The organism is Nostoc sp. (genome assembly GCF_036917465.1).
Taxonomy (GTDB): Bacteria; Cyanobacteriota; Cyanobacteriia; order Cyanobacteriales; family Nostocaceae; genus Nostoc.
Genome location: NZ_JBALDL010000094.1, coordinates 1 through 20,916, shown reverse-complemented (window position 1 = coordinate 20,916; position 20,916 = coordinate 1). Strand labels below are relative to the sequence as shown.

Annotated in this window: 13 protein-coding genes and 2 pseudogenes; 10 read left to right on the top strand and 5 right to left on the bottom strand. The window is 41.1% G+C overall.

The features are described from left to right. The first annotated feature begins 1,008 nt into the window (after window positions 1-1,008). On the top strand, window positions 1,009-3,051 hold the full coding sequence (locus V7K38_RS25460) for a beta strand repeat-containing protein (RefSeq protein WP_334861856.1): 2,043 nt from the start codon (window positions 1,009-1,011) through the stop codon (window positions 3,049-3,051). A gap of 37 nt (window positions 3,052-3,088) precedes the next feature. Here V7K38_RS25460 and V7K38_RS25455 read toward each other — a convergent pair whose 3' ends face one another. Both V7K38_RS25455 and V7K38_RS25450 read right to left on the bottom strand, forming a co-directional pair. Then, complete coding sequence (locus V7K38_RS25455) at window positions 3,089-4,432, bottom strand: DUF58 domain-containing protein (RefSeq protein ID WP_334861854.1); 1,344 nt, start codon at window positions 4,430-4,432, stop codon at window positions 3,089-3,091. A 194-nt stretch (window positions 4,433-4,626) separates the two neighbouring features. Continuing rightward, window positions 4,627-4,846 (bottom strand): annotated as a pseudogene (locus V7K38_RS25450) (bacitracin ABC transporter ATP-binding protein); the annotation flags it as partial. Between the two features lie 278 nt (window positions 4,847-5,124). Between V7K38_RS25450 and V7K38_RS25445 the strand changes: the two are divergent. The 5 genes from V7K38_RS25445 to V7K38_RS25425 all read left to right on the top strand — a co-directional run bounded on the left by V7K38_RS25445 (window position 5,125) and on the right by V7K38_RS25425 (window position 10,872). Then, entirely contained in the window at window positions 5,125-5,625 is a 501-nt protein-coding gene (locus tag V7K38_RS25445) for an anthrone oxygenase family protein (RefSeq protein ID WP_334861852.1), read from the top strand. A 389-nt stretch (window positions 5,626-6,014) separates the two neighbouring features. Next, window positions 6,015-7,328: a hypothetical protein gene (locus V7K38_RS25440; RefSeq protein ID WP_334861850.1), complete on the top strand. Its 1,314-nt coding sequence runs from the start codon at window positions 6,015-6,017 to the stop codon at window positions 7,326-7,328. Window positions 7,329-7,795: 467 nt separating this feature from the next. After that, a complete protein-coding gene (locus V7K38_RS25435; protein WP_334861849.1) occupies window positions 7,796-9,142 on the top strand; it encodes an NAD(P)/FAD-dependent oxidoreductase in 1,347 nt (448 codons plus the stop codon). 248 nt (window positions 9,143-9,390) lie between these two features. Next, entirely contained in the window at window positions 9,391-9,747 is a 357-nt protein-coding gene (locus V7K38_RS25430) for a hypothetical protein (protein WP_190896616.1), read from the top strand. A 102-nt stretch (window positions 9,748-9,849) separates the two neighbouring features. Continuing rightward, window positions 9,850-10,872: a spore photoproduct lyase family protein gene (locus V7K38_RS25425; protein ID WP_334861975.1), complete on the top strand. Its 1,023-nt coding sequence runs from the start codon at window positions 9,850-9,852 to the stop codon at window positions 10,870-10,872. Between the two features lie 345 nt (window positions 10,873-11,217). On the opposite strand, the gene V7K38_RS25420 is transcribed toward V7K38_RS25425, so the two are convergent. Both V7K38_RS25420 and V7K38_RS25415 read right to left on the bottom strand, forming a co-directional pair. After that, window positions 11,218-11,997 (bottom strand): AMP-binding protein, encoded by a 780-nt coding sequence (locus tag V7K38_RS25420; protein ID WP_334861847.1) that lies wholly within the window; start codon window positions 11,995-11,997, stop codon window positions 11,218-11,220. Between the two features lie 143 nt (window positions 11,998-12,140). After that, on the bottom strand, window positions 12,141-12,497 hold the full coding sequence (locus V7K38_RS25415) for a hypothetical protein (RefSeq protein WP_334861845.1): 357 nt from the start codon (window positions 12,495-12,497) through the stop codon (window positions 12,141-12,143). Window positions 12,498-13,132: 635 nt separating this feature from the next. Between V7K38_RS25415 and V7K38_RS25410 the strand changes: the two genes are divergently transcribed. The 3 genes from V7K38_RS25410 (at window position 13,133) to V7K38_RS25400 (ending at window position 17,887) form a co-directional block, all read left to right on the top strand. Next, window positions 13,133-13,843 carry a response regulator transcription factor gene (locus V7K38_RS25410; RefSeq protein WP_334861843.1) on the top strand — a complete coding sequence of 237 codons (711 nt, stop codon included), beginning with the start codon at window positions 13,133-13,135 and terminating at the stop codon, window positions 13,841-13,843. 444 nt (window positions 13,844-14,287) lie between these two features. Next, the gene (locus V7K38_RS25405) at window positions 14,288-16,204 is read left to right on the top strand and encodes a sensor histidine kinase (protein WP_334861841.1); all 1,917 of its coding nucleotides are present in this window, start codon (window positions 14,288-14,290) and stop codon (window positions 16,202-16,204) included. Between the two features lie 948 nt (window positions 16,205-17,152). After that, window positions 17,153-17,887 (top strand): DUF928 domain-containing protein, encoded by a 735-nt coding sequence (locus V7K38_RS25400; protein ID WP_334861839.1) that lies wholly within the window; start codon window positions 17,153-17,155, stop codon window positions 17,885-17,887. A gap of 154 nt (window positions 17,888-18,041) precedes the next feature. Here V7K38_RS25400 and V7K38_RS25395 read toward each other — a convergent pair whose 3' ends face one another. Next, window positions 18,042-20,039 (bottom strand): GAF domain-containing sensor histidine kinase, encoded by a 1,998-nt coding sequence (locus V7K38_RS25395; RefSeq protein WP_334861837.1) that lies wholly within the window; start codon window positions 20,037-20,039, stop codon window positions 18,042-18,044. Between the two features lie 95 nt (window positions 20,040-20,134). Between V7K38_RS25395 and V7K38_RS25390 the strand changes: the two are divergent. Continuing rightward, a pseudogene (locus tag V7K38_RS25390) lies at window positions 20,135-20,916 on the top strand (hypothetical protein); the annotation flags it as partial.

Below are 20,916 nucleotides of genomic sequence, written 5' to 3'. Positions count from 1 at the left end.
TTAATTAGGGATTTCCGAAAAATAAATTTAGCAGTCACGCAAAACTACACGGTATAGGGGCAATCTATTTAGGCGCTCTGCGGCTACTCTGTGAGTTATCTAACGGAGTAACAGCAGGATATTGCCCCTACCTACAGAATGTGAGATGCTATTTATTAGCTGATGTCTGCGTTTGTAAATTTTGACAATCTATAATGCTCGTTGCAGAGATATGTAAGATAGATATAGCGATCGCAATATCTCCATCATCGCTACATTCAAAAAGTGAGATATCTATTTTATATCACTCCTTCAAAATTTTTTACTATTTTCTGCTTTCTTATTACCTATAAACTAGAAGAGTATAAAGAATTGATAAAGCTTAGTATTTGTGTATACATTTATCAGCAAATAATGTGAAGAGTATGCAAAGACGGTTTTTTAAATATAGACATCTAAGTAAGATATTGACTATGTAGTTATTTTGAGGCAATTGAGATGTTCTCTATGTTCAAACTCGACATCCACGGAGAATAGCTTACAAGCTAGGCATAAAAATATCTTTGCCGCTCAAAAATTAACTATTTCCTATTTTGAAGCTTGTAGGACTTAGGCACTGGCAAAAAACCAAATATAAAAAGTGGTTTTTAGGTATTCAAGGTTGATTTTTTGATGGTTGTTCGCTGATTTCTACTGTACAATTATCTGGAATTCACAGCTTGAGTAATTTGTATAGTGCTTAAGGCTTAGATAGTTTGAGATAGTTATAGGACTTACGCATCAACAAATGTAGGTTCAATTCATGAATTGAACCTAGAGAAAATCAAGGTTTTCACTGTCTTTCTACTAGCTTTAAGTTAGATAATTGTTACGTAGAATCCCATTCTCTAGGTGAATCTTCGAGAAATATATTGTTTCTCAAGAGGATCGAAAACGTCAAGTTTTGGTGGATTCTTGTGTCCGAAAACATCGCTGACAGCAGTGTAAGAACTGAAGTTATAGAAAAATCAATTTAGGTAGGTAAAATTTATGGCAAAGATCATTGTTGGAACCAACGGTAATGATACCCTATCCGGTAATAACGGCGACACCTTAACTGGTGGAGGTGGCAACGATATTTACAATATCGCGGCCGGCGCGATTTCCATTACAGATTTTGGCGGCATAGGTCAAGGAACAAATCCGACAGCAGGAGTCATTGCCGAAGTGGATACCCTAATATTCCAAGGTAATGGCTTGACTGCTCGAAATCTTCTGCTTACCCAGAATGGCAGCAATCTGGAAATCACCTTTGAAAATAATTTAAATACTCAAGTCATTCTGCAAAACTTTGCCCTGGAAAACCTGGATAACCTTAGCACATCTACAGGAGCAACTGTAGACTTGGGCAATATCGTGTTTAATGGTCAAACTATCACTACAGACAGCTTTGATGTCTTCAATGCCGACTCCACCCAAAGCACTATCTTCAACAAAAATACAGTCACCTTCCTTAACGACCTGAACAATAATGTTAGCGGTTTTGATGACTCAGATGATGTCATCAATGGTCAGGGAGGTGATGACATCATTGATGGCAAAAGTGGCAACGACTTGCTGCGGGGTGGTGCTGGGAATAATACTCTCTACGGAGGTGCAGGTGACGATACCTTGAGTGCTAGCGCTTCAAAAGGTGATAACCTGCTCTCTGGGGACGATGGTAATGATTATATTGATGTCTTTGGCAGGTATAACTCGAACTATGGTAAATCCGACACTCGCTCAACAGGCAATAACACCCTCAACGGAGGCGCAGGTGATGATACCTTGATTGCTAGCGCTTCAAAAGGTGATAACCTGCTCTCTGGTGGCGATGGCAATGATTCTCTCTCTATCTCTGGCTCTTACACGACGCTTTACGTTATCAATGACTCTCGCTCAACAGGCAATAACACCCTCAAGGGAGGTGCAGGTGATGATACCTTGAGTGCTGGTGGTTCAAAAGGCGATAACCTGCTCTCTGGTGGCAATGGCAATGATTATCTTGACATTTCTGGCTTCTACAGGGGTTACCGTGGTGTATCCGACTCTCGCTCAACAGGCAATAACACCCTCAACGGAGGTGCAGGTGACGATACCTTGACGGCTGGTGGTTCAACAGGCGATAACCTGTTCTCTGGGGGCGATGGCAATGATTCTCTCTCCGTTTCTGGCAGCGACTTCAGCCTCTACAGCAATGACACTCGCTCAACAGGCAATAACACCCTCAACGGAGGTGCAGGTGACGATACCTTGAGTGCTGGTGGTTCAACAGGTGATAACTTCCTCTCTGGAGGCGATGGTAATGATTCTTTTGACATTTCTGGCAGCTACTCCAGCAGGGCCTACTTGTACTCTCGCTCAACAGGCAATAACACCCTCAACGGAGGTGCAGGTGACGATACCTTGCTGGCTGGCGGTTCAACAGGCAATAACCTGCTGTCTGGGGGTGATGGCAATGATTATCTTGACATTTCTGGCAGCTACTCCAGCACGGGCTACTTAGACTACTTAGACTCTCGCTCAACAGGTAATAACACCCTCTACGGAGGGGCAGGTGACGATACCTTGCTGGCTGGCGGTTCAACAGGCAATAACCTGCTCTCTGGGGGCGATGGTAATGATTATCTTGACCTCTCTGGCAGCGACTTCAGCACAGGCAATAACACCCTTGATGGTGGCAGTGGCAATGATATCCTCACAGGTGGCAATGGTAATGACATCCTCATAGGAGGGAGCGGGATTGATACCTTTGTTTTCAATAGTTACAACAATAAAGGCGTTGACACTATTTATGATTTCAATGCCACTAATGAACTGATTCAGGTATCAGCTACTGTTTTTGGTGGCGGTTTATCAAAAGGTTCACTTCAGACAAGTCAGTTTACCATTGGAACATCTGCAACGACAGGCGATCAACGGTTCATTTATGATAATTCTACAGGTGGATTGTTCTTTGACCAAGATGGCAGTGCGGCTGGGTTTACTCAGGTAAAATTTGCTCAACTATCAACTGGATTGTCACTAACCAACAACAATTTTGTGGTTGGTTAATCTTGATTATATAGAGACGCAAATTTTCGCGTCTCTACTAAAGTTGATTCAGCGCTTTGAGTTGCAGATATCGCTCAACTATCTGATCGGCAATTTGATTGGCTGGTGCATCTAGTACTAATACGCCTTTTTGCTTCAATTGAGCAAAAGCTACTTGTCGTTGCATTAATAAATCTAGTGCCACTGCACGGGCATAAGTATTTGTAACATTATCTGTAAAGGTATGTGCCAGACGATCAACTTGCGGATCTCGCAGTGTTACGCAAAATGGTAAATAGCGCGGTGCTAGCTTGGAAAGTGCAGCCAGGAGTTCGGTAGAAGCGGTGACATCAACTAAGTCGGTAATCACGACTACCAACGCTCTGCGAGTTTGACGCTGCAAAACATTTGTTACTGCCCCCAAATAATCAGATTCAAATAAAACTGGTTGAATTGGAGTTAAGCGATCGATTAGCTGATTTAAATGATGTTGACCGCGTTCTGGGGGAATCCACGTATGCATCTGGCGGTCAAATACACCAACACCCACGCGATCGCCTCGATGTAATCCCGCCAATGCTAAGGATAAGGTTGCATTCAAACCCCAGTCAAATCTCTGCAAATTCTGCACCTTTGCGGTCATCAAGCGGCCGCGATCGAGCAAGATAAGTAAAGTTTGTTCCTGTTCTGGTTCTAGAACCCTCACCAGTGGCGTTGCATTGCCGTAAGCCCCAACGCGACGGGCGGTAGCTTTCCAATCAATAAACCGCAAATCGTCGCCAGTGCGATAGTTTCGCAGTTCGGCAAACTCTGTACCAATACCAGTTTTACGTTGACGGATCGATCCTGATGATTGCAATGTCAAACGAATTGTGAGCGATCGCAATCCCACCAAATCAGGATAAACTTTCACTGGCAGACTTTGGGGAATTTGCCAATCATCCCAAGCTAATCCCCAAATTCCCAACTGTCGGACTTGAATATTTCCCCAAGGAAACTCGCCGCGCTGTTTCGGGTTGACGGTATATGTCAATTCTTGAGTGGTATTACTGGGAATAATCGCTCGGTGTGCAGGTGTTGATACATCAAATCCTATGGGATAGTAATCGCAGATTTCAATTAAGGCGTTGGTATTTGGCGATGTTACTTTTAGGATTACTGGATTATCACGTCCAATAGATAATCGGGATGGTAATTCGCGGGTAATTTCCACGCGAGAACGCCGCACTTGTAAACCATCTGCAACCATCAACCCAAGAATTATGGCATCAAATAACACAATGATAGCGATGGTTGCTTTAATGCTGAGAAAAAGGTATAGGATCGGGGCGTAGGCGTAGCCCGCCGTAGGCATTGCTATACCTAAAACCAGCAACAAATAAACTCTTCTGGAAGGAAGCATTTTAGAAGTTAGAAGAATGACGATTAGTTTAACCTACATCATCATGGGCAAAGCGATTAAATAGGAAGTCTAGAGCATAATTACGTAGTTGAGATAGGACTCATATTTGATTTTTGAACAAAACTCAGTACACCTTTATTCCTTCTTCCCAGTCCCCAGTCCCCAGTCCCTTACCTCTACGAGTGATTCAGAAATCAAATCGGATTGCTATAGTATTGTGGATCTTCCATAATATGGGCGTGATCGCGTGGACAAGAAAAAGGAATTTCCATGACTTCACCAATTTTTGCGTGTGTCCCATTAGTCATCATTACCAATTAATTTATCTGCTAAAAATAGTGCTTCGTCGATATCATGGGTAATCATCAGCACTGTACAACGGTTATCGCCCCAAATTTTGAGTAATTCTTCTTGTGTATGCACTCAGTAAATTGGGGTAAGGAGAAAAAAGAAGAAGGAAGATTGGTACACCTTGCGTCGTAGAATATGACACATGAGGCAAACAGCACCCGCAGAGAAATTAATGACCGTATTGCTGCAATCTATCGACCCGAAAGAGATTGCAGACGAGTCACTGCATCAAACAATAGAGTCAATCACCCATACGCCGGATCGAATAGTACAACTGGTTGCACCGTAGGAAAACAAATTTGATAACGAGCTTTGCTAATCCGTTATCTGTAGGAGGGTTTATGACAACTGTTAACCACTTGTCTTTTGCATTAAAACTTTTCACTGCTTTAGGCTGCGGACTGGTAGCGGGAGTATTCTTTGCCTTCTCGACTTTTGTAATGAGCGCTCTGGCTCGACTTCAGCCGAGAGAAGGGATTGTCGCCATGCAATCGATCAATATCACAGCGATTAATCCGTTGTTTATGGTAGCGCTCTTTGGAACGGCTTTAGCTTGCACTTTAACAGCGATCGCCTCGCTGTTAAAATGGCATCGACCTGATGCGGTTTACTTATTGGTTGGTAGCTTGCTCTATCTCGTTGGCACTATTCTGGTGACGATCGCCTTCAATGTGCCTTTGAATGATGCCCTAGCGATCGCCAAACCAGATAGTGCTGAGGGTGCAAATCTATGGGCTAGATATCTGACCAACTGGACGCTCTGGAACCATGTTCGGACAATCGCAGCGTTTGGAGCAGCAGCATTACTGACGATCGCGCTCTGTAAGCAAAGGGTGCAATAGGAATTGGGAATGCGCTATTGGTGCTTTCTCAAACAGGCGCGGATGGTGTAATGGACATCTGATTCTTAATCCTGTATGTACCTCATTTACTTGCAAACTACTGTATATATATGTACATAGAAGCGGCCAAGGTGGTTAGGACATCAACAATGAAACTTAGATACAAAAAGACTTTTCATGCAGTCCCCAGTCCCTTGCTATATGTTTCAAGATTTTAAGGAAATAGTCTTGTCAAGAAAATTACCAATACAGTCTCACGTTACCAGAGGCTAGCACCAAGAAGGTAAGCGGGGAATCTATTGTTTTTAGACAAGTTTTTTAATATACGGAATGACTCAAGTACGGTTACACTACCGACAGAATAATCACTGTTGCTGGAATACCGACGGATGTATAAAAATCTTAAAAAATTTACTGCTATTTTTTTGTTGGTTTTTCTGTTGATTGTTTCTATCAACTTTGCAGTCATTGCTCAAGATAGTTCAGATGGCCCTGCTGTAAACTTGGCATCGCCTCAGATATGTTCAGTGCCTCCTAGTCTTAAAACTCAACAAGTCATTGCCGACAATGGACGTAACCAAGTTAAAATGGGCGATCGCATCAGGGTAAGAGTTGAAGGATTATCAGCAGCAACTAGAAGTGCAACGACTAATGCCACCAATTCGTTTGATCCTCGGCAATTAGTGTTGTACCTCGATGGCTATGAACTGGAGGATGTCCACGGAGAACCAGTCATTGTCATGGTTCCAGGTAAAGATCAACAGAAAATTGTTGATGATAATTGGTTAGCCTTTCGACTTGAACGTACCGACTCATCGCAAGCTGCATGGAATGCCCTTCTTGGTAGAGCAAATAGATATAGTATTAACGTGATAGCGGGGGTAGGCTGTCCCAGAAAACTGGCGATTCCAGTGAGTAATCCTCTATCACCTCCTCAATTAAAAATAGTTCTGTTTTCGTGGCGATTTTGGCTGTGTCTGTTTTTACTTGTAGCTATTGTATTAATATTTATTAGGTATTGCCGCAGTACTCTTCGTAGCCCTGGAATAGAAGGGGTTTACTCTCAAAAAGAGGTGATTGGTGGTCAGGAACTGTTGATACCAGAAAAGGCTGATCTTGATAAAGAGAATCGCAAAAGCCGAATTGCTCAATTTTTCCTTGGTAGAAAGAAATTAAACAGAAATCCCTTCAGTCTATCGATATCTCAACTTGCTTTTTGGACATTTCTAATTTTTGGTGCTTATCTGATTATCTACGGCATAACAGGAGATTATACCAATGTTTTGACAAGTCAATCACTAGTTTTATTAGGAATTAACTCTGTAACTGCATTTGGTACTTCATTAATTGATGGACAGGGTAATGAAAGAAAGAGAAAAGGTAGTCAACGCATTTCTGAGGGATTTTTCTATGATATATTATCTGATATTAATGGAGTCAACTTTCATCGGTTCCAAACATTTATTTGGACAGTTGCGATCGGACTATTCTTTGTTTGGGAGGTAATTAAAAATCTGGCAATGCCAGAATTTGATGAAACACTTCTGACACTACAAGGAATCAGTGCTGCTACATATCTAGGACTTAGAGGACAAGAACAGCACGGGATGACAGAAAGCGTGGAATCTACATCCCAAGAAAATAGCACATCTGAACAACCACTTCCAACAGTAGAAGACAATCCACCGGAGAGTCATTCATGAATCTATTCCATTAATAAAATCACGAGAAACATAACCAGGACTTACGCAAAAAATAGCCCAAACCTTGAGTTTCCGGTAGGGGCAATTCGTGAATTGCCCCTACCGCGTGTAGTTTTGCGTAAGTCCTAATAACATAAGCAGCTAACGTAGTGGGTTATATTATTTCAATTTCAATTTGATACAAATACGTTGGTAAGATAGCACAATTGTCATCAGCTAAAAAGCATCTAATTTGCATAATCTAATTAAACATAACTCTTGTGGGGTGGGCAACATGAGCGCCCAGCTTATGCAATTTAAATGTGGAACACCCAGTCTTATCGGCGGATCTTTAAACAGAAATAATATAACCTTGACTACTTTCATTATTTTTTCAATTGTTCTAAATAAACAGCAATCTTTATCATAATGCTGTTACATATTTGTTAAGAATAGTTACAAACTCTTAACACAAGGAAATATTTTTTATGGCAGTTTCACTTGAAAAGAATGCACCACATCAGGTTGTTATCGTTGGTGGTGGTTTTGGTGGACTGTATGCAGCAAAGGGTCTGAATGCAGCGAATGTAAATGTTACTCTCATTGATAAACGTAACTTTCACCTATTTCAGCCGCTTTTATATCAAGTTGCCACAGGTACGCTATCACCTTCTGATATTTCCGCACCATTGCGATCTGTATTTAGCAAAAGCAAGAATACAAAGGTGTTGTTGGGAGAAGTAAATGAGATTGATCCAAAAGCGCAACAAATTATTCTGGGCGATGAAGTAGTACCTTATGATACATTAATTGTGGCCACAGGTGCTAACCATTCCTATTTTGGTAAAGATCACTGGGAAAAAGTTGCTCCTGGTTTGAAAACTGTGGAAGATGCGATAGAAATGCGTCGCCGGATATTTGGCGCATTTGAAGCAGCAGAAAAAGAAACTGATCCAGAAAAACGCCGTGCTTTCTTGAATTTTGTGATTGTGGGGGGTGGGCCAACTGGTGTAGAATTAGCAGGTGCGATCGCAGAATTGGCATACAAAACTCTCAAAGAAGATTTCCGCAGCATCGACACCTCAGAAACGAAGATTTTACTATTACAAGGGGGCCCTCGCATCCTCCCACACATTGCGCCAGAGTTATCGGCATCAGCAGCAGTAGCTTTGCAAAAGTTAGGTGTAGAACTCCACACTCATACTAGGGTGACAAATATTGAAGGTGGTATCGTTACTTTCAAGCAAGGCAATGAATTTACAGAAATTGCCTCAGACACTATATTGTGGGCAGCAGGTGTCCAAGGTTCCCCAATGGGGAAAGTCTTAGCAGAAAGTACAGGTGTAGAATGCGATTACTCTGGGCGGGTAATTGTAGAACCTGACTTGTCTATCGAAGGTTATAACAACATTTTCGTAATTGGAGATTTAGCTAACTTCTCCCACCAAGATAGTAAAGTCTTACCTGGTGTTGCACCTGTAGCTAAACAACAAGGAGAGTATGTAGGTAAATTAATTCAACGACGGCTTCAAGGTAAGACTTTGCCACAATTTCGTTACAATGATGTGGGTAGTTTGGCGATGATTGGGCAAAATTTAGCTGTTGTAGATTTAGGCTTAATCAAACTCACAGGTTTCATTGCTTGGGCATTTTGGCTATTAGTTCACATCTACTTCTTAATCGAGTTTGACACTAAATTACTAGTAGTATTTCAGTGGGCATGGAATTATATCACTCGTAATCGTCGCTCTAGATTGATTACAGGTCGAGAAGACATTGGAGAAGCAAAAACTGTAAACAAGATTGTGCAACAACCTTCTGGTACACTTCTGTAACTAATAACCAAAACCCTGATTTTCAGGTAGGGGCAATTCATGAATTGCCCCTACATCGTATATTTTTGCGTAAAAATATATATTTTCTTCCTCCTGCCTCCAGGAGGAACTGCCCTCTAGCTTGCTTCGATAAGCAAATATAACTACTACTTTTAATTGGGTATAACCCGTATGGTCTATGGTTTTAAGTCACTTTTAGAGATTTTATAATATAAGTAAGACTTAAAAATTAGCCTTCAGCTGTATATATGAAAATACTCTCATCAGAGCTAGTCCATTTGGGATTTGGAAAATATGTGCGTTCTGACCAAGTAACAGCAGTTATACCAATAGAAGAAGAACGAGGCCCAGGGCGACGGACTTTTGTTCACATTCAAGGCCAAAGCGATCCAATTATCGCCTCTCGCGCTGAAGATACGATCGTGCGTGATTTAGTACAAGAGCCACGCGAAGTTACCCAAGCACGTCAGCAGCAGGAAATTCTTCAAGATTTATTAGTGAATTTAGGTAATGTTAATTCAACTGTGCGTAGAATTAGCCGTGATGAAGGCACTTTGGATCTTGATTTGTTAGAGCGACGAATTAAGCAAGTTCTTGAAAATTAATTGCAGAAGTCAGCAAACTAAAGACGGAGAACGATATTGCTGAATACAGTTACAGACGAGGTTTCAGTATCAGAGACACAAACAAGGCCAGCAAAGTTGTGGATACCTGAACGGGTACTGTTTACACCTGCTGCCTTAGATGAGGTTTGGGGGCAGCAGATTCTTGCACGTGTACAGTCACTCAACTTACCAATCGAAGAATTATCACAGAATCGTCTGAAGGGACTGCGCGGTGAGTCTGAGCGGGATACTTATAACATCGCCAAACGTACCTTAGCAGTGGTTACTGCACCACCCAGTTCTTTTAAGCTGAGTCCCATTCCACCTTCTGCGGATTGGCAGTTTCACATTGCTGAAGGTTGTCCCGCTCATTGTCAATACTGCTACTTAGCTGGTAGCTTGTCAGGGCCACCTGTCATCCGCGTTTTTGCTAACTTACCGCAGATATTAGAGAACTTAGCTAACTATGAGCAACAAGGTAAAAACACGAGTTTTGAAGTTAGCTGTTACACAGACCCATTAGGTATTGAGCATCTAACTGGAAGCCTCGCTGAATGTATCCGTTACTTTGGCAGTCGTAGTAATGCACATTTACGTTGGGTATCGAAATTTGATGCTGTGGATAGGTTACTCGACTTACCACACAATGGGCATACCCGTTGTCGGATGAGTGTTAATGCAGCACCGATTTCTGGCAAGTTTGAAGGTGGCACAGCGTCCGTAACATCCAGACTGAATGCATTGCGACGGTTAGCGCTACCATTAGACCGTGGCGGTGGTGGTTATCCAGTAGGCTTGGTTATCGCACCAATTATGCCGATAGATGATTGGGAGATGCACTATAGTTGTTTGTTTGACCGGATAAACGAGGCACTGGATTTTGACTGTAACCTTACCTTTGAGTTAATCTCACATCGGTTCACACCAGGGTCAAAAGAAGTTTTACAAACTTGGTATCCGCAATCAAAATTAGAGATGGATGAGGCAAAACGCAGTGTTAAGCGGAATAAGTTTGGTGGAACGAAGTATGTTTACGGTAAGGACACAATGAAGGCGTTGCGTTGCTTTTTTGAGAGTGAGATTAGTAGGCGCTTTCCAAAAGCAGAAATTCTTTATTGGACTTAGTAGACTACTTTTATCAAATACAGTTTGAGCAAATTAATTATTGGATAATACCAATTTAATGTGAAGTTGCACATATCTTGATCCCCCTAAATCCACGCCACGTGCTTCAAGTCGGCAGAGCCGCCCAACGCAGTGGCTCCCCTTAAAAAGGGGGACTTTAATAGATGTTTTTCCGGTTTCCCCCTTATTAAGGGGAGCCAGCGCGGTCTTGGGGGTTTCCCCCATGAGCGACTGGCGTGGGCTAGGGGGGATCGAATTATATGCAGCTTCATAGAAAATTGGTATAAGAGAGCGATCGCTCTCTTATCCTGTTCTGCTAAAAAAAGTATCTGAGCTTCCCAACTATCAGCGTTCAAGGGTCTGAATAGAGGTAATATTTCTCTGACTTCGATAATCCTGCACGGCCATTTGCACACCAAATAGTTTGATTTGTGCTTTTGCTAAGTTGGATAATCCTTGGTGTGCGATCGCAACTCCTTTGGGTTTGCCAGTTGAGCCAGAGGTATAAATAACATAAGCCAAGTTTTCTGGTGTTACGCCACTCATCGGTGGAAGTTCACCACCAGCAGACATTTCTTCCCCAAGAGTATCTAAGCAAACTACTCGCCCTTGATGCTTTGGTAAAGAGGCGACTAATTTTTGCTGAGTCAATAAAACAGATAAGCGTGAATCCGAAAGGATATAGGCGATGCGTTCTTGGGGATAAGCTGGATCTAAGGGAACATAGACACCACCAGATTTAAGGATACCAAGCAATCCCACAACCATTTCTAAAGAGCGTTCTACACAAAGTCCTACCATCACCTCTGCGGTGACTCCCAAACTCTGTAAGTAGTACGCTAGTTGATTTGCTTGCTCATTTAACTCTTGGTAGTTCAGCTTTTGCTCTCTAAATACTACTGCGATCGCATCCGGTGTGCGCTGAACTTGCTCCTCAAACAATTGATGAATCAGCTGATGGGGATAGTTTACCTGTGTATGGTTCCACTCCACCAAAAGTTGCTGGCGCTGTTGCGGTGTTAGCAAAGAAAGTAATGCCACTGGCTGCTGTGGATTAGCAACTATGGCTTCTAATAGCGTCTCGAAATGACCGACTAAGCGATTTATGGTTGACTCCGCGAACAAATCACTGTCAGTAGACCGAAAAGTTTTGCGATCGCTAAAAAATAGTAGTGTACGATACCGTTATTGGAGGAATGGAAAAAAGCTGATCGTCTCAGAGGAATGATAAGATTGGCTTATATATAAAATCCAAAAATCAATCAAAATCAGTCAGATGGTAAACAAACTTCACAGGCTACCCCATAGTTACGGTCTACGGCTTGACGTAAAAATTCAAGTATCTGTTTGAGGGTAAATAGATGAGAGAAAACTTGTCTGGAACTTCTTTTTAAGCGACTAAGATAATGCCAGACTAGATAAATCCAAACATTAATAATTAAAAATGCCAAGGCTACGAATAGAAAGCGAATGGTTGGATTTTTAATAGTAGTTTTAATTCGGCACTGGTTTTTCATTCGGTAGCTACTCTCAATGCCAAAACGAAGACGATAGTCATCATGTATAAGCTGTAAAGATAACTGGACTTTATAGACTGCATAAATAAAGAATTCTCGTCCATCCATGCGCTCGCCTTTTACCGTTTTTAAGTGATGTCTGAATATTTTTCTAAATGGTAACAGATATCATTACTGGTTGGAACATTTTTTAAGACTTTAGTAGTGTTTTCAATGCTGTCTCTTTGAGTGGCTGCTCTAATTAAAATTTCAAATATATTTTGTTGTTCGCAATTACCTTGAGTTTTAATTGGAACATTTTCTGGCTATTCAGTTAACGACTTCTTTTAAGGTTTGATTATCGGTTAAAACCGGGGTAGTTGCAGTCATAGCCAAACGAATTAATCCTTTAAGTTAAAAGTTTTACTTCTTCACCTCAATACTTTACAAAAATTCCAAGACACAGCGCCAGAAGATTGTTCTGGTGCGGGAGCTACCCTTACCTTTTTCTCCAATTTATTAGTTTTACTTATGTAATATCTCTAAACGAATTTTCGCAAAACCGTATCAAAAAGTACAGTTTCTCAGACAATAATCAGGTTTGCAAGTATCCATCACTGAGCGATCGCAGAACTTTTCGGTCTACTGACCTTGAAAGGGCTAGTCCTATTTTCATTACTAGCTGACTAGTAGTGGGATCAATCCATATTCTCGTGCCTTTCCCCCTGCCCCCTACCTCCTTTAGATATAATCTAGATGGAAATATGGTAGAGATAAGTTTGACAAAACATCAAGTTTATGGGAATTTATCTATGGACAAAAAACTAGTTATTCTGGTTGTCGATGACCATCAATTAATATTGACTGGTACTCTCAATGTCTTAAGTCGTCAGTATCCCGAAGCGTCTATTATTAAGGCTCAGAGTCGGAAAGAGACACTTTCTCAACTTCAAGATCGCCAGTTTGACCTGATTGTGATGGATTTATCAATTCCCGATCGGCAAGGGGAGACAGCAGAAATTGATACCGGAATTAAGCTGTTGCAAGCTTTGATCCAAGAGCATCCCAATTATAATTTTATGGTACAAACTAGCTATGTGAAGGCGTTAATCCGCATCAAACATGAGATTGATAATCATCAAGGAGGGTTTGCGATCGCAGACAAAGGATTAGCCGAAAATGAAATGCTAATGCGGGTTAATTTAGCCCTTCAGGGTGCAACTCACACCAAAGATATCAAAACGGGAATCGAACTTAAACCAGAATGGTTAGACGTGTTGCGATTGGCTTTTGAAGAGAGTTTGACAGATAAAGCGATCGCTGACCGTATGTATAAATCAGAACGAGTAGTTCGCACTTACTGGACGAAGATTCAGGATGTTTTGGGGGTGTATCCTGAAGACTGCAAGCAAAGTGGCAAGAATATGCGAATCCTTACCGAAATTCGTTCTCGTGAAGAAGGTTTAATTGATTAAGTAAATCGGCGTGATTAAAGCTAACTGGCTTGGGCTGTCATTTGTCATTAGTCATTTATAAGGATTTTCAGTCTATTTAGGTTTATTAACATAATTTGGTTTAAGTAAGTGGGTCAAATTAAATATAAAACCTCACCCTACCTCCGGCTTCCCTCTCCGATACTTTGGAAAGGGATTGAGGGTGAGGTTTGATCTTATATTTAATTACGCCTACTTACTTATTCCCGCCAACTGACTTAATATGCGGCAAATTCATCTGGAATTTATCACTTTTTTATTACTTTCTCCAGAGAAAAAAACAGTAATCTTTGCTAAACAACACTTTTTAAGTAAGAGATAATTGTAGCCATAATGTGAGAAAATAAAGCTCCAAACGCAGTTTACGGCTCTTGTCTAAAAGTTAACTGGGATTTTTATTTGACCAGAGTGATAGAAGAGTGCTAGATGAAAAGGAAAATAAAAATCTGGAATCGGATTTGGAAAGAATTTGGGTTGTGGTCACTGGCAGCACCTCCAGGCATAATAGTGCTAATTGTGGTGATCTCAATCAGAATAGTTGGAGGAATGCAATCTTGGGAATGGATGCTTCTCGATCGGATGTTACGTCTGCGTCCGGTAGAAAAACCTGATGAACGTGTAGTAATTATCGGTATCGATGAAAAAGATATTGAATGGGTTAAACAATATCCAATTCCAGATACAAAGATTGCAGAGTTACTCACCAAGCTGGAAACTTATAAACCGCTAGCTATTGGGCTGGATATTTTCAAAAATGTTCCTGTAGAACCTGGTGGCGAAGAACTAGCGCAGATATTACGAGCAAATTCTAATATTATTGGGATTGAAAAAATTTTACCACCTGGAGAAACTTTACCACCCAAGAGTTTGCCACATGAGCGAGTTGGATTTGTCGATTTACTTAATGATAAGGATAGCAGAAATCGACGCTATTTGTTATATACAGCAAATCCTAAGAATATCAACGAGGATAAATATTCTTTAGCATTGCGGTTAGTTACTAAATATTTTAATGCACAAGGAATTGAGTTAGAAACTGGAAAAAATGACCCAAATACCATAAAATTTCGTGATATTGAATTATCCCGGATTACTCATAATTTTGGCGGATACGTTCGTGTTGATGATGGGGGATTGTCAATTTTAATGAGCTTCCGCAACTGTAATCAACCTTTTAATGTTGTGTCGCTGCGCGATATTCTCAATCAGAAAGTTGATGCAAAATTACTGCGCGATCGCATTGTCTTAGTTGGGAACCGCAACATGAGTACGGGCGATGTTATTTATACATCTGCTGTATCTAACTTAAAATTAAACGGTCAAATTTATGGCATAGACTATCATGCTCATGCGATTAGTCAAATCCTTAGTAGTGTAATAGATAACCGCCCAATGCTTTACAGCTGGGGAGATATCGAAGAGTACATTTGGATATTGGTTTGGGGTTTTTTGCCGATTCTTATCGGACGGCTAACCCAATCTGTTTGGAAAAATATACTGAGTGTGAGTGTAGCGGTATTTTGTCTATTTAGCTGCGGGTATATGATGCTGTGGGTGTGGGGTGTATGGATTCCTGTAACACCAAGCTTGCTTGTATTAGCCGTGAATGGGGTAGGTTTGAGTACTTTTGCATTTTACCAGCACGATAAATTTTTGCGATCGCAAATTCACGAACGGCAAAACACCATTCAACACACTTTTTCTGTAATTCATAATGGGCCTTTGCAAACTCTTGCTTATGCATTAAAGCACATGCGGGCTAAAGATATCCCTTATGAACACTTGCTGGGACAATTTGAAAAGCTGGATTCTGAAATTAGAGAAATTGGCGAATTTCTTAAACTCGAAGCATTAACCACACAGGAAAGTTTGCGTTTAGGTAGCGGATCTATTATTGAATTGAACCGGCCGCTTCACGATTTGTTATATGAAGTTTATTCGACTACCTTAGAACGTAAAGACTTTGAAAACTTTAAAACATTAAAAGTAAAAATTCGCAATTTTGACCCAATTGATGATCAGTATTTAAGCGTGGAAGACAAACGCGGAATTTGTCTGTTCTTAGAAGAAGCGTTGTGTAATGTTGGCAAACATGCTCAAGGAGTCAAGCGTGTAGAAGCATCAGGTGTTTATAGTTTAAATAAATATAATTTGTCGGTGAAAGATAATGGTTTGGGAATTACATCAAAACTAGAAAATAAAGGCACAAAAGATTCTAAAATACTTGCTCAACAACTAAAAGGAGAGTTTCGACGCGAATCACTTTTTCCTCGCGGGACTATCTGCGAACTTAGTTGGAAACTTCAGAAAGAATGGCTCTATCGGCTCTTTCCTGAAACATAATATAAAATTCATACAGGATAATTTAGGAGTCAGAATGGGCTACGCCCCGCTACGCTAACAGAAGGGAAACAGGCTTTACCAAGGCTTTGAGATTTAGGTTTTGTACCTGACTAACTGTAAATACGTTCTAAGTAGGTAGGCGTAATTAAATATAAGATCAAACCTCACCCTCAATCCCTCTCTTTACTAAAGCTACGGTGTACACACAAATCGGAGTTACTTTGAGATCCGGGTTTTACCCCCCTTAATCCCCCCGATGTATTGGGGGGAAACAAGAAAATTTAGTTTGCTCCCCAATACATACCTACGGTGTACACACATCTTTGTACAAACCCAAAATCGTTGGAGATCCCCCTAAATCCCCCTTAATAAGGGGGACTTTAAGAGACTTTTGCCCCCCAATTTATCGGGGGGTTGGGGGGATCAAAAGCCTATGAGGCCACTCTCAAAGACTTGTGTGTACACCGTAGCCAATAGATATGGGGAGGGTTAGGGTGGGGTAATTCGAGGACTGGTAGTGATTCGATAACTTGTGTGTACGCGGTAGCCTTACTAAGGAGAGGGAAGCCGGAGGCAGGGTGAGGTTTTATATTTAATTTAACCCACTTACTTATTTGATTTTTGAAAAAAACTCGGTACACCTCAATATTCTATAATCCTTTTGTCTCTTGCCTACTAAGCCAAGTAATTTCAATAATCAAACCGGATTTCTGTACTAAAAGCTTACAGGAAAAGGCTTTCATTGTTTGATCTCGCATTCTGCATTTCCCTAAATAGTACTAATGCACTATATATAAGGATGAGCCTCTGAAACTAAGTAAAACTTACTACTAAGCGCAATGTTACAAGATGTAGTGCATAATGTGGTTTAATCAAGTTAGTAGCTTTACCATAAAAGAAACAGTACAACTAAATTTTAGATTAATCCTACAATCAACAGCATCTATTATGAGTTATCAACATCTCAGATTTTGGCGAAATAACCGCAGACTTACAAGCCTTCTTGTAGGCATGGTTTTTGTGATGACAGCAGTTCCAGCATTTGCTGAGTTTAAACCACGCGATCGCAAACCATCTAGCGAAAATTCTCGTGCGGGTGGTTCCCGTGGATGTTCAAGTAACGGCGGTATCCCAATAACACAGCTTGCACCTCAGACATATATCGGTAAAACCAGTTCCACCCGTCCAATGTTGGCTTGGTATATGTCAAGTTCCCAAAATGTGCGATTCCGATTAGCTGTATTTGATTCAGCCAACAACCTTAAAGAAATTGGCCAAGTTAAAGAAATACCCACAATAGTCGGGATTAACAAGCTAGAACTTCCCCTCGATTACCCAGAACTCACAGTGGGTAAAACATATCTATGGCAAATCGCAATTGACTGCGAAAATGACCCAATTGTTAGACGTGCAGAATTTACCGTCATCAATTGTGAATCACTTGCTAATAAACAATTTATTAGCATTCCAGAAAGTGTAAATTATTATGCCAAAAATGAACTGTGGTATGAAGCACTCGAAGAAGCATTGAAAACAACTGATAATGGTAAACTGGGGCAAGCTGGGGCAATTTTAGTTAAAGAACTTGCTCAATCAGAAATACTGATGGGTAAAGAAGCATATCTCAAAGATATTCAGCAACGCATTGAATACCTCCAGAAAATTGCCAGCGAAAGAATATAAAAAGAGGAGGGAGAATAGAAATTGTCAGAAACCTAGTTTTCTCATTATTTATATCTGACAATCCCCCCTTTGTTGCTATATAGCCTTGCAATTCTATTCCAAGGCTAAGACGTTTTTTAAGCTCAAGGTAATTGGTTGTTTGTCTAACAGGCTTTTAAGTCAGCACTTTTATTGCCTGAGTTGGTATCCATACAGTAAAAATGGAGCCAATACTGATGGTTGATTCTACTTCAATTCGACCTCGATGAAGTTCTATAAGTTGTTTAGTTAAAGCTAATCCAAGCCCAGTACCTTCGTAGCGGCGGCGATAGGGTGTATCGAGTTGTTGAAATTTCTCAAACAGTAATGGTAACTGTTCTTCGTGGATGCCAATCCCGGTATCTTCCACTTGAAAAATAGCGGTATCATCTTCTACCCAAAGGCGCAAGGTAACGCTACCACTTTCAGGGGTGAATTTAATCGCATTAGTTAACAGATTCCAGAGTATTTGTTCTACTCGTTCTGGATCAGCGATGATGCGATCGCGTCTGGGATCGATTTGCAAATCAAGGTTGAGATTAATTTGTTCGCTTGTTGCTTTTTTTTGCAGTGACTCTACAGCATTTTCGGCAACATTTACCAAAGAAAACTCCGAAATATTTAAAGCCGTCTTTCCAGCCTCGATTTGCGATAAATCTAGAATGTCATTAATCATTTCTAATAAATGTTCTCCACTATCGTGGATTTTTTGCAGATAACCTCGTTGTCGTTGACTCAATTCTCCCAAAGGCCAGCGTAACAAGGTAGACGACATGCCAATCACATAGGTTAAAGGCGTGAGTAATTCGTGACTGATAGTAGCGAGAAACTCACTTCTAAGGCGGCTAGCAGCTTCGGCGGCGACGAGGGCATCACGTAGTCCGATTGTGCGTTCAATCACTCGTTGTTCGAGAGTTTGTTTTTCTTGGGTGAGGGTTTGCATTAACTCAGCTTGGTGAATTGCGATCGCTAATTGTTCGGCGATGGAAGTCAGCAAGTTTTTTTCGCTATCAGTCCACTGGCGTGGTTCATTGCACTGATGAGCAATCAGCAGCCCCCACAGTTTATTTTCAAATATAATCGGTGCTGCCAACTTAGCCCTAACTTGGCTTTCCCTTAAAAAATTCAACAAACACTCTTCTAGAGCATAAGTTTTTTCGACATCATTCACAGCTAAGGTAAAGCCTTGACGATACTTCTCCCAACATTGAGAGGTTCGCATAAAGCAATTTCTTTCCGTGTAATTTAATACAGATATAATTGCATCTGTCGCACGGGCTTCATAGACAATATAACCCCCATACCGTTGGTAGTCTTCTAGTGGAGATTGATTATTTACTGAGATAGAAGTTGAGCATTTATTGTTAACTTGTTGTGTAGAAGACTGGTATTGTTGAGTATTGACTCTGGAATCTTCAAATTTATAAATTACTAATCTGTCTAATTCTAGAAACTCACGCACCTGCGTAACCGCAGTTGCCATAATCACTCCCAAATCAAGACTTTTGCGGATCTGCGTTGTTACCTGATTCAACAACCGTTCTTGGGAAATCTGTTTTTTTAAAGCATCTTCCACCGGTTGACAGATATAAACTGCCGGCGCAATTGGGCTTGGAGGTGCTATTATTTCTTGGTTTGCCTGAATTAGGAGATATTCTAATAACAGCAGAGTAAATTGACTTTGAAGCGTAGCATCATTAGGTCTAATAATTTGGCGATAGCATTCAAGATTTTGATGAGTATAGGAATCGCATTCAAACAAATCTCTCAATTCGTGCATAAAGGAGGCGATCGCCTCTAAATCAAATGTTAACTTAGCATTGAGTCCTGTTAGCGGATGGCTATGGTTTAGCCCGTCCTGAATAGGTAATTGTTCTCCCTGCTCACCCCTGCTTCCCTGCTCCCCTTGCTCAAAATTTCCTAACAAAAGCGTACTAAATTGTTCAGAAACCACTAACGTAAACCTTTGTCTTTGCCACTCCACAGGTATGCAAATCCGCGCTAAAACATCTTCTGTCAAAACCAGAGTGGCACTTCCTAATCTTTGAGCCATTTGCTCTAACAATTCGCCAAGCTGATTAAATACAACAATAGGCAAGGTTCGAGAAAAGCTCAAATCAGAAGAACTAAGCATTTTTTATCATCACTAGTAACAGGGGGCTAAATGCAGGGAAAAAAGTTTGTTTTGCTCGTGTAATAACCAATAGTTTAAGACAGTAATAAAACATTATGCATCGTATAAGTAGCGCATCGGGTGGATGGAATCAGTCAGAGGGTTTAATTTTTTTAGAACAAACTCCAGCGCCTTTCGTGTTGATTACGGCTGCGGATACCGACATTCAAACTTTAGCAGTTGCAGTTCCCAAATTACCTCCACACTTTCCGGCATTACGAGTCGCCAATCTGTTGCAGTTGCAGCAACAGTTAAGTATAGATACTTATGGAGAGCAAGTTTTGGAACTCGCCCAGGTAATTATTTTGCGGTTATTGGGAGGACGTTCTTATTGGAGTTATGGCTTAGAAGTAGTACAAGAAATTGTGCAACGGAATGGTAGAAACCTCATTGTAATGCCAGGTGACGATGCTTTTGATCCCGACTTAATTTCTCAGTCTACCGTACCTGTTGGTATTGCTAACCAGGTATGGCAGTATTTTAGCGAAGGCGGCAGAGAAAATTTTGTTAATGCTCTCCAATTTATCTCTGATAATTGCCTGTTAACTGCATACAATCCCCCGCCACCCCGGCCGATTCCGCGTGTGGGGTTGTATGAATGGGGAGCAGGGGAGCAGGGGAGCAGGGGGGCAGGGGAGCAGGGGGGCAGGGGAGAGTTAGAACTCCGTTCATCCACCTTTGAACTGGATGAATCCACCTCAGAACTCCGTTCATCCACCTTTGAACTGGATGAATCCACCTCGGAACTCCGTTCATCCACCTTTGAACTGGATGAATCCACCTCAGAACTCCGTTCATCCACCTTTGAACTGGATGAATCCACCTCAGAACTCCGTTC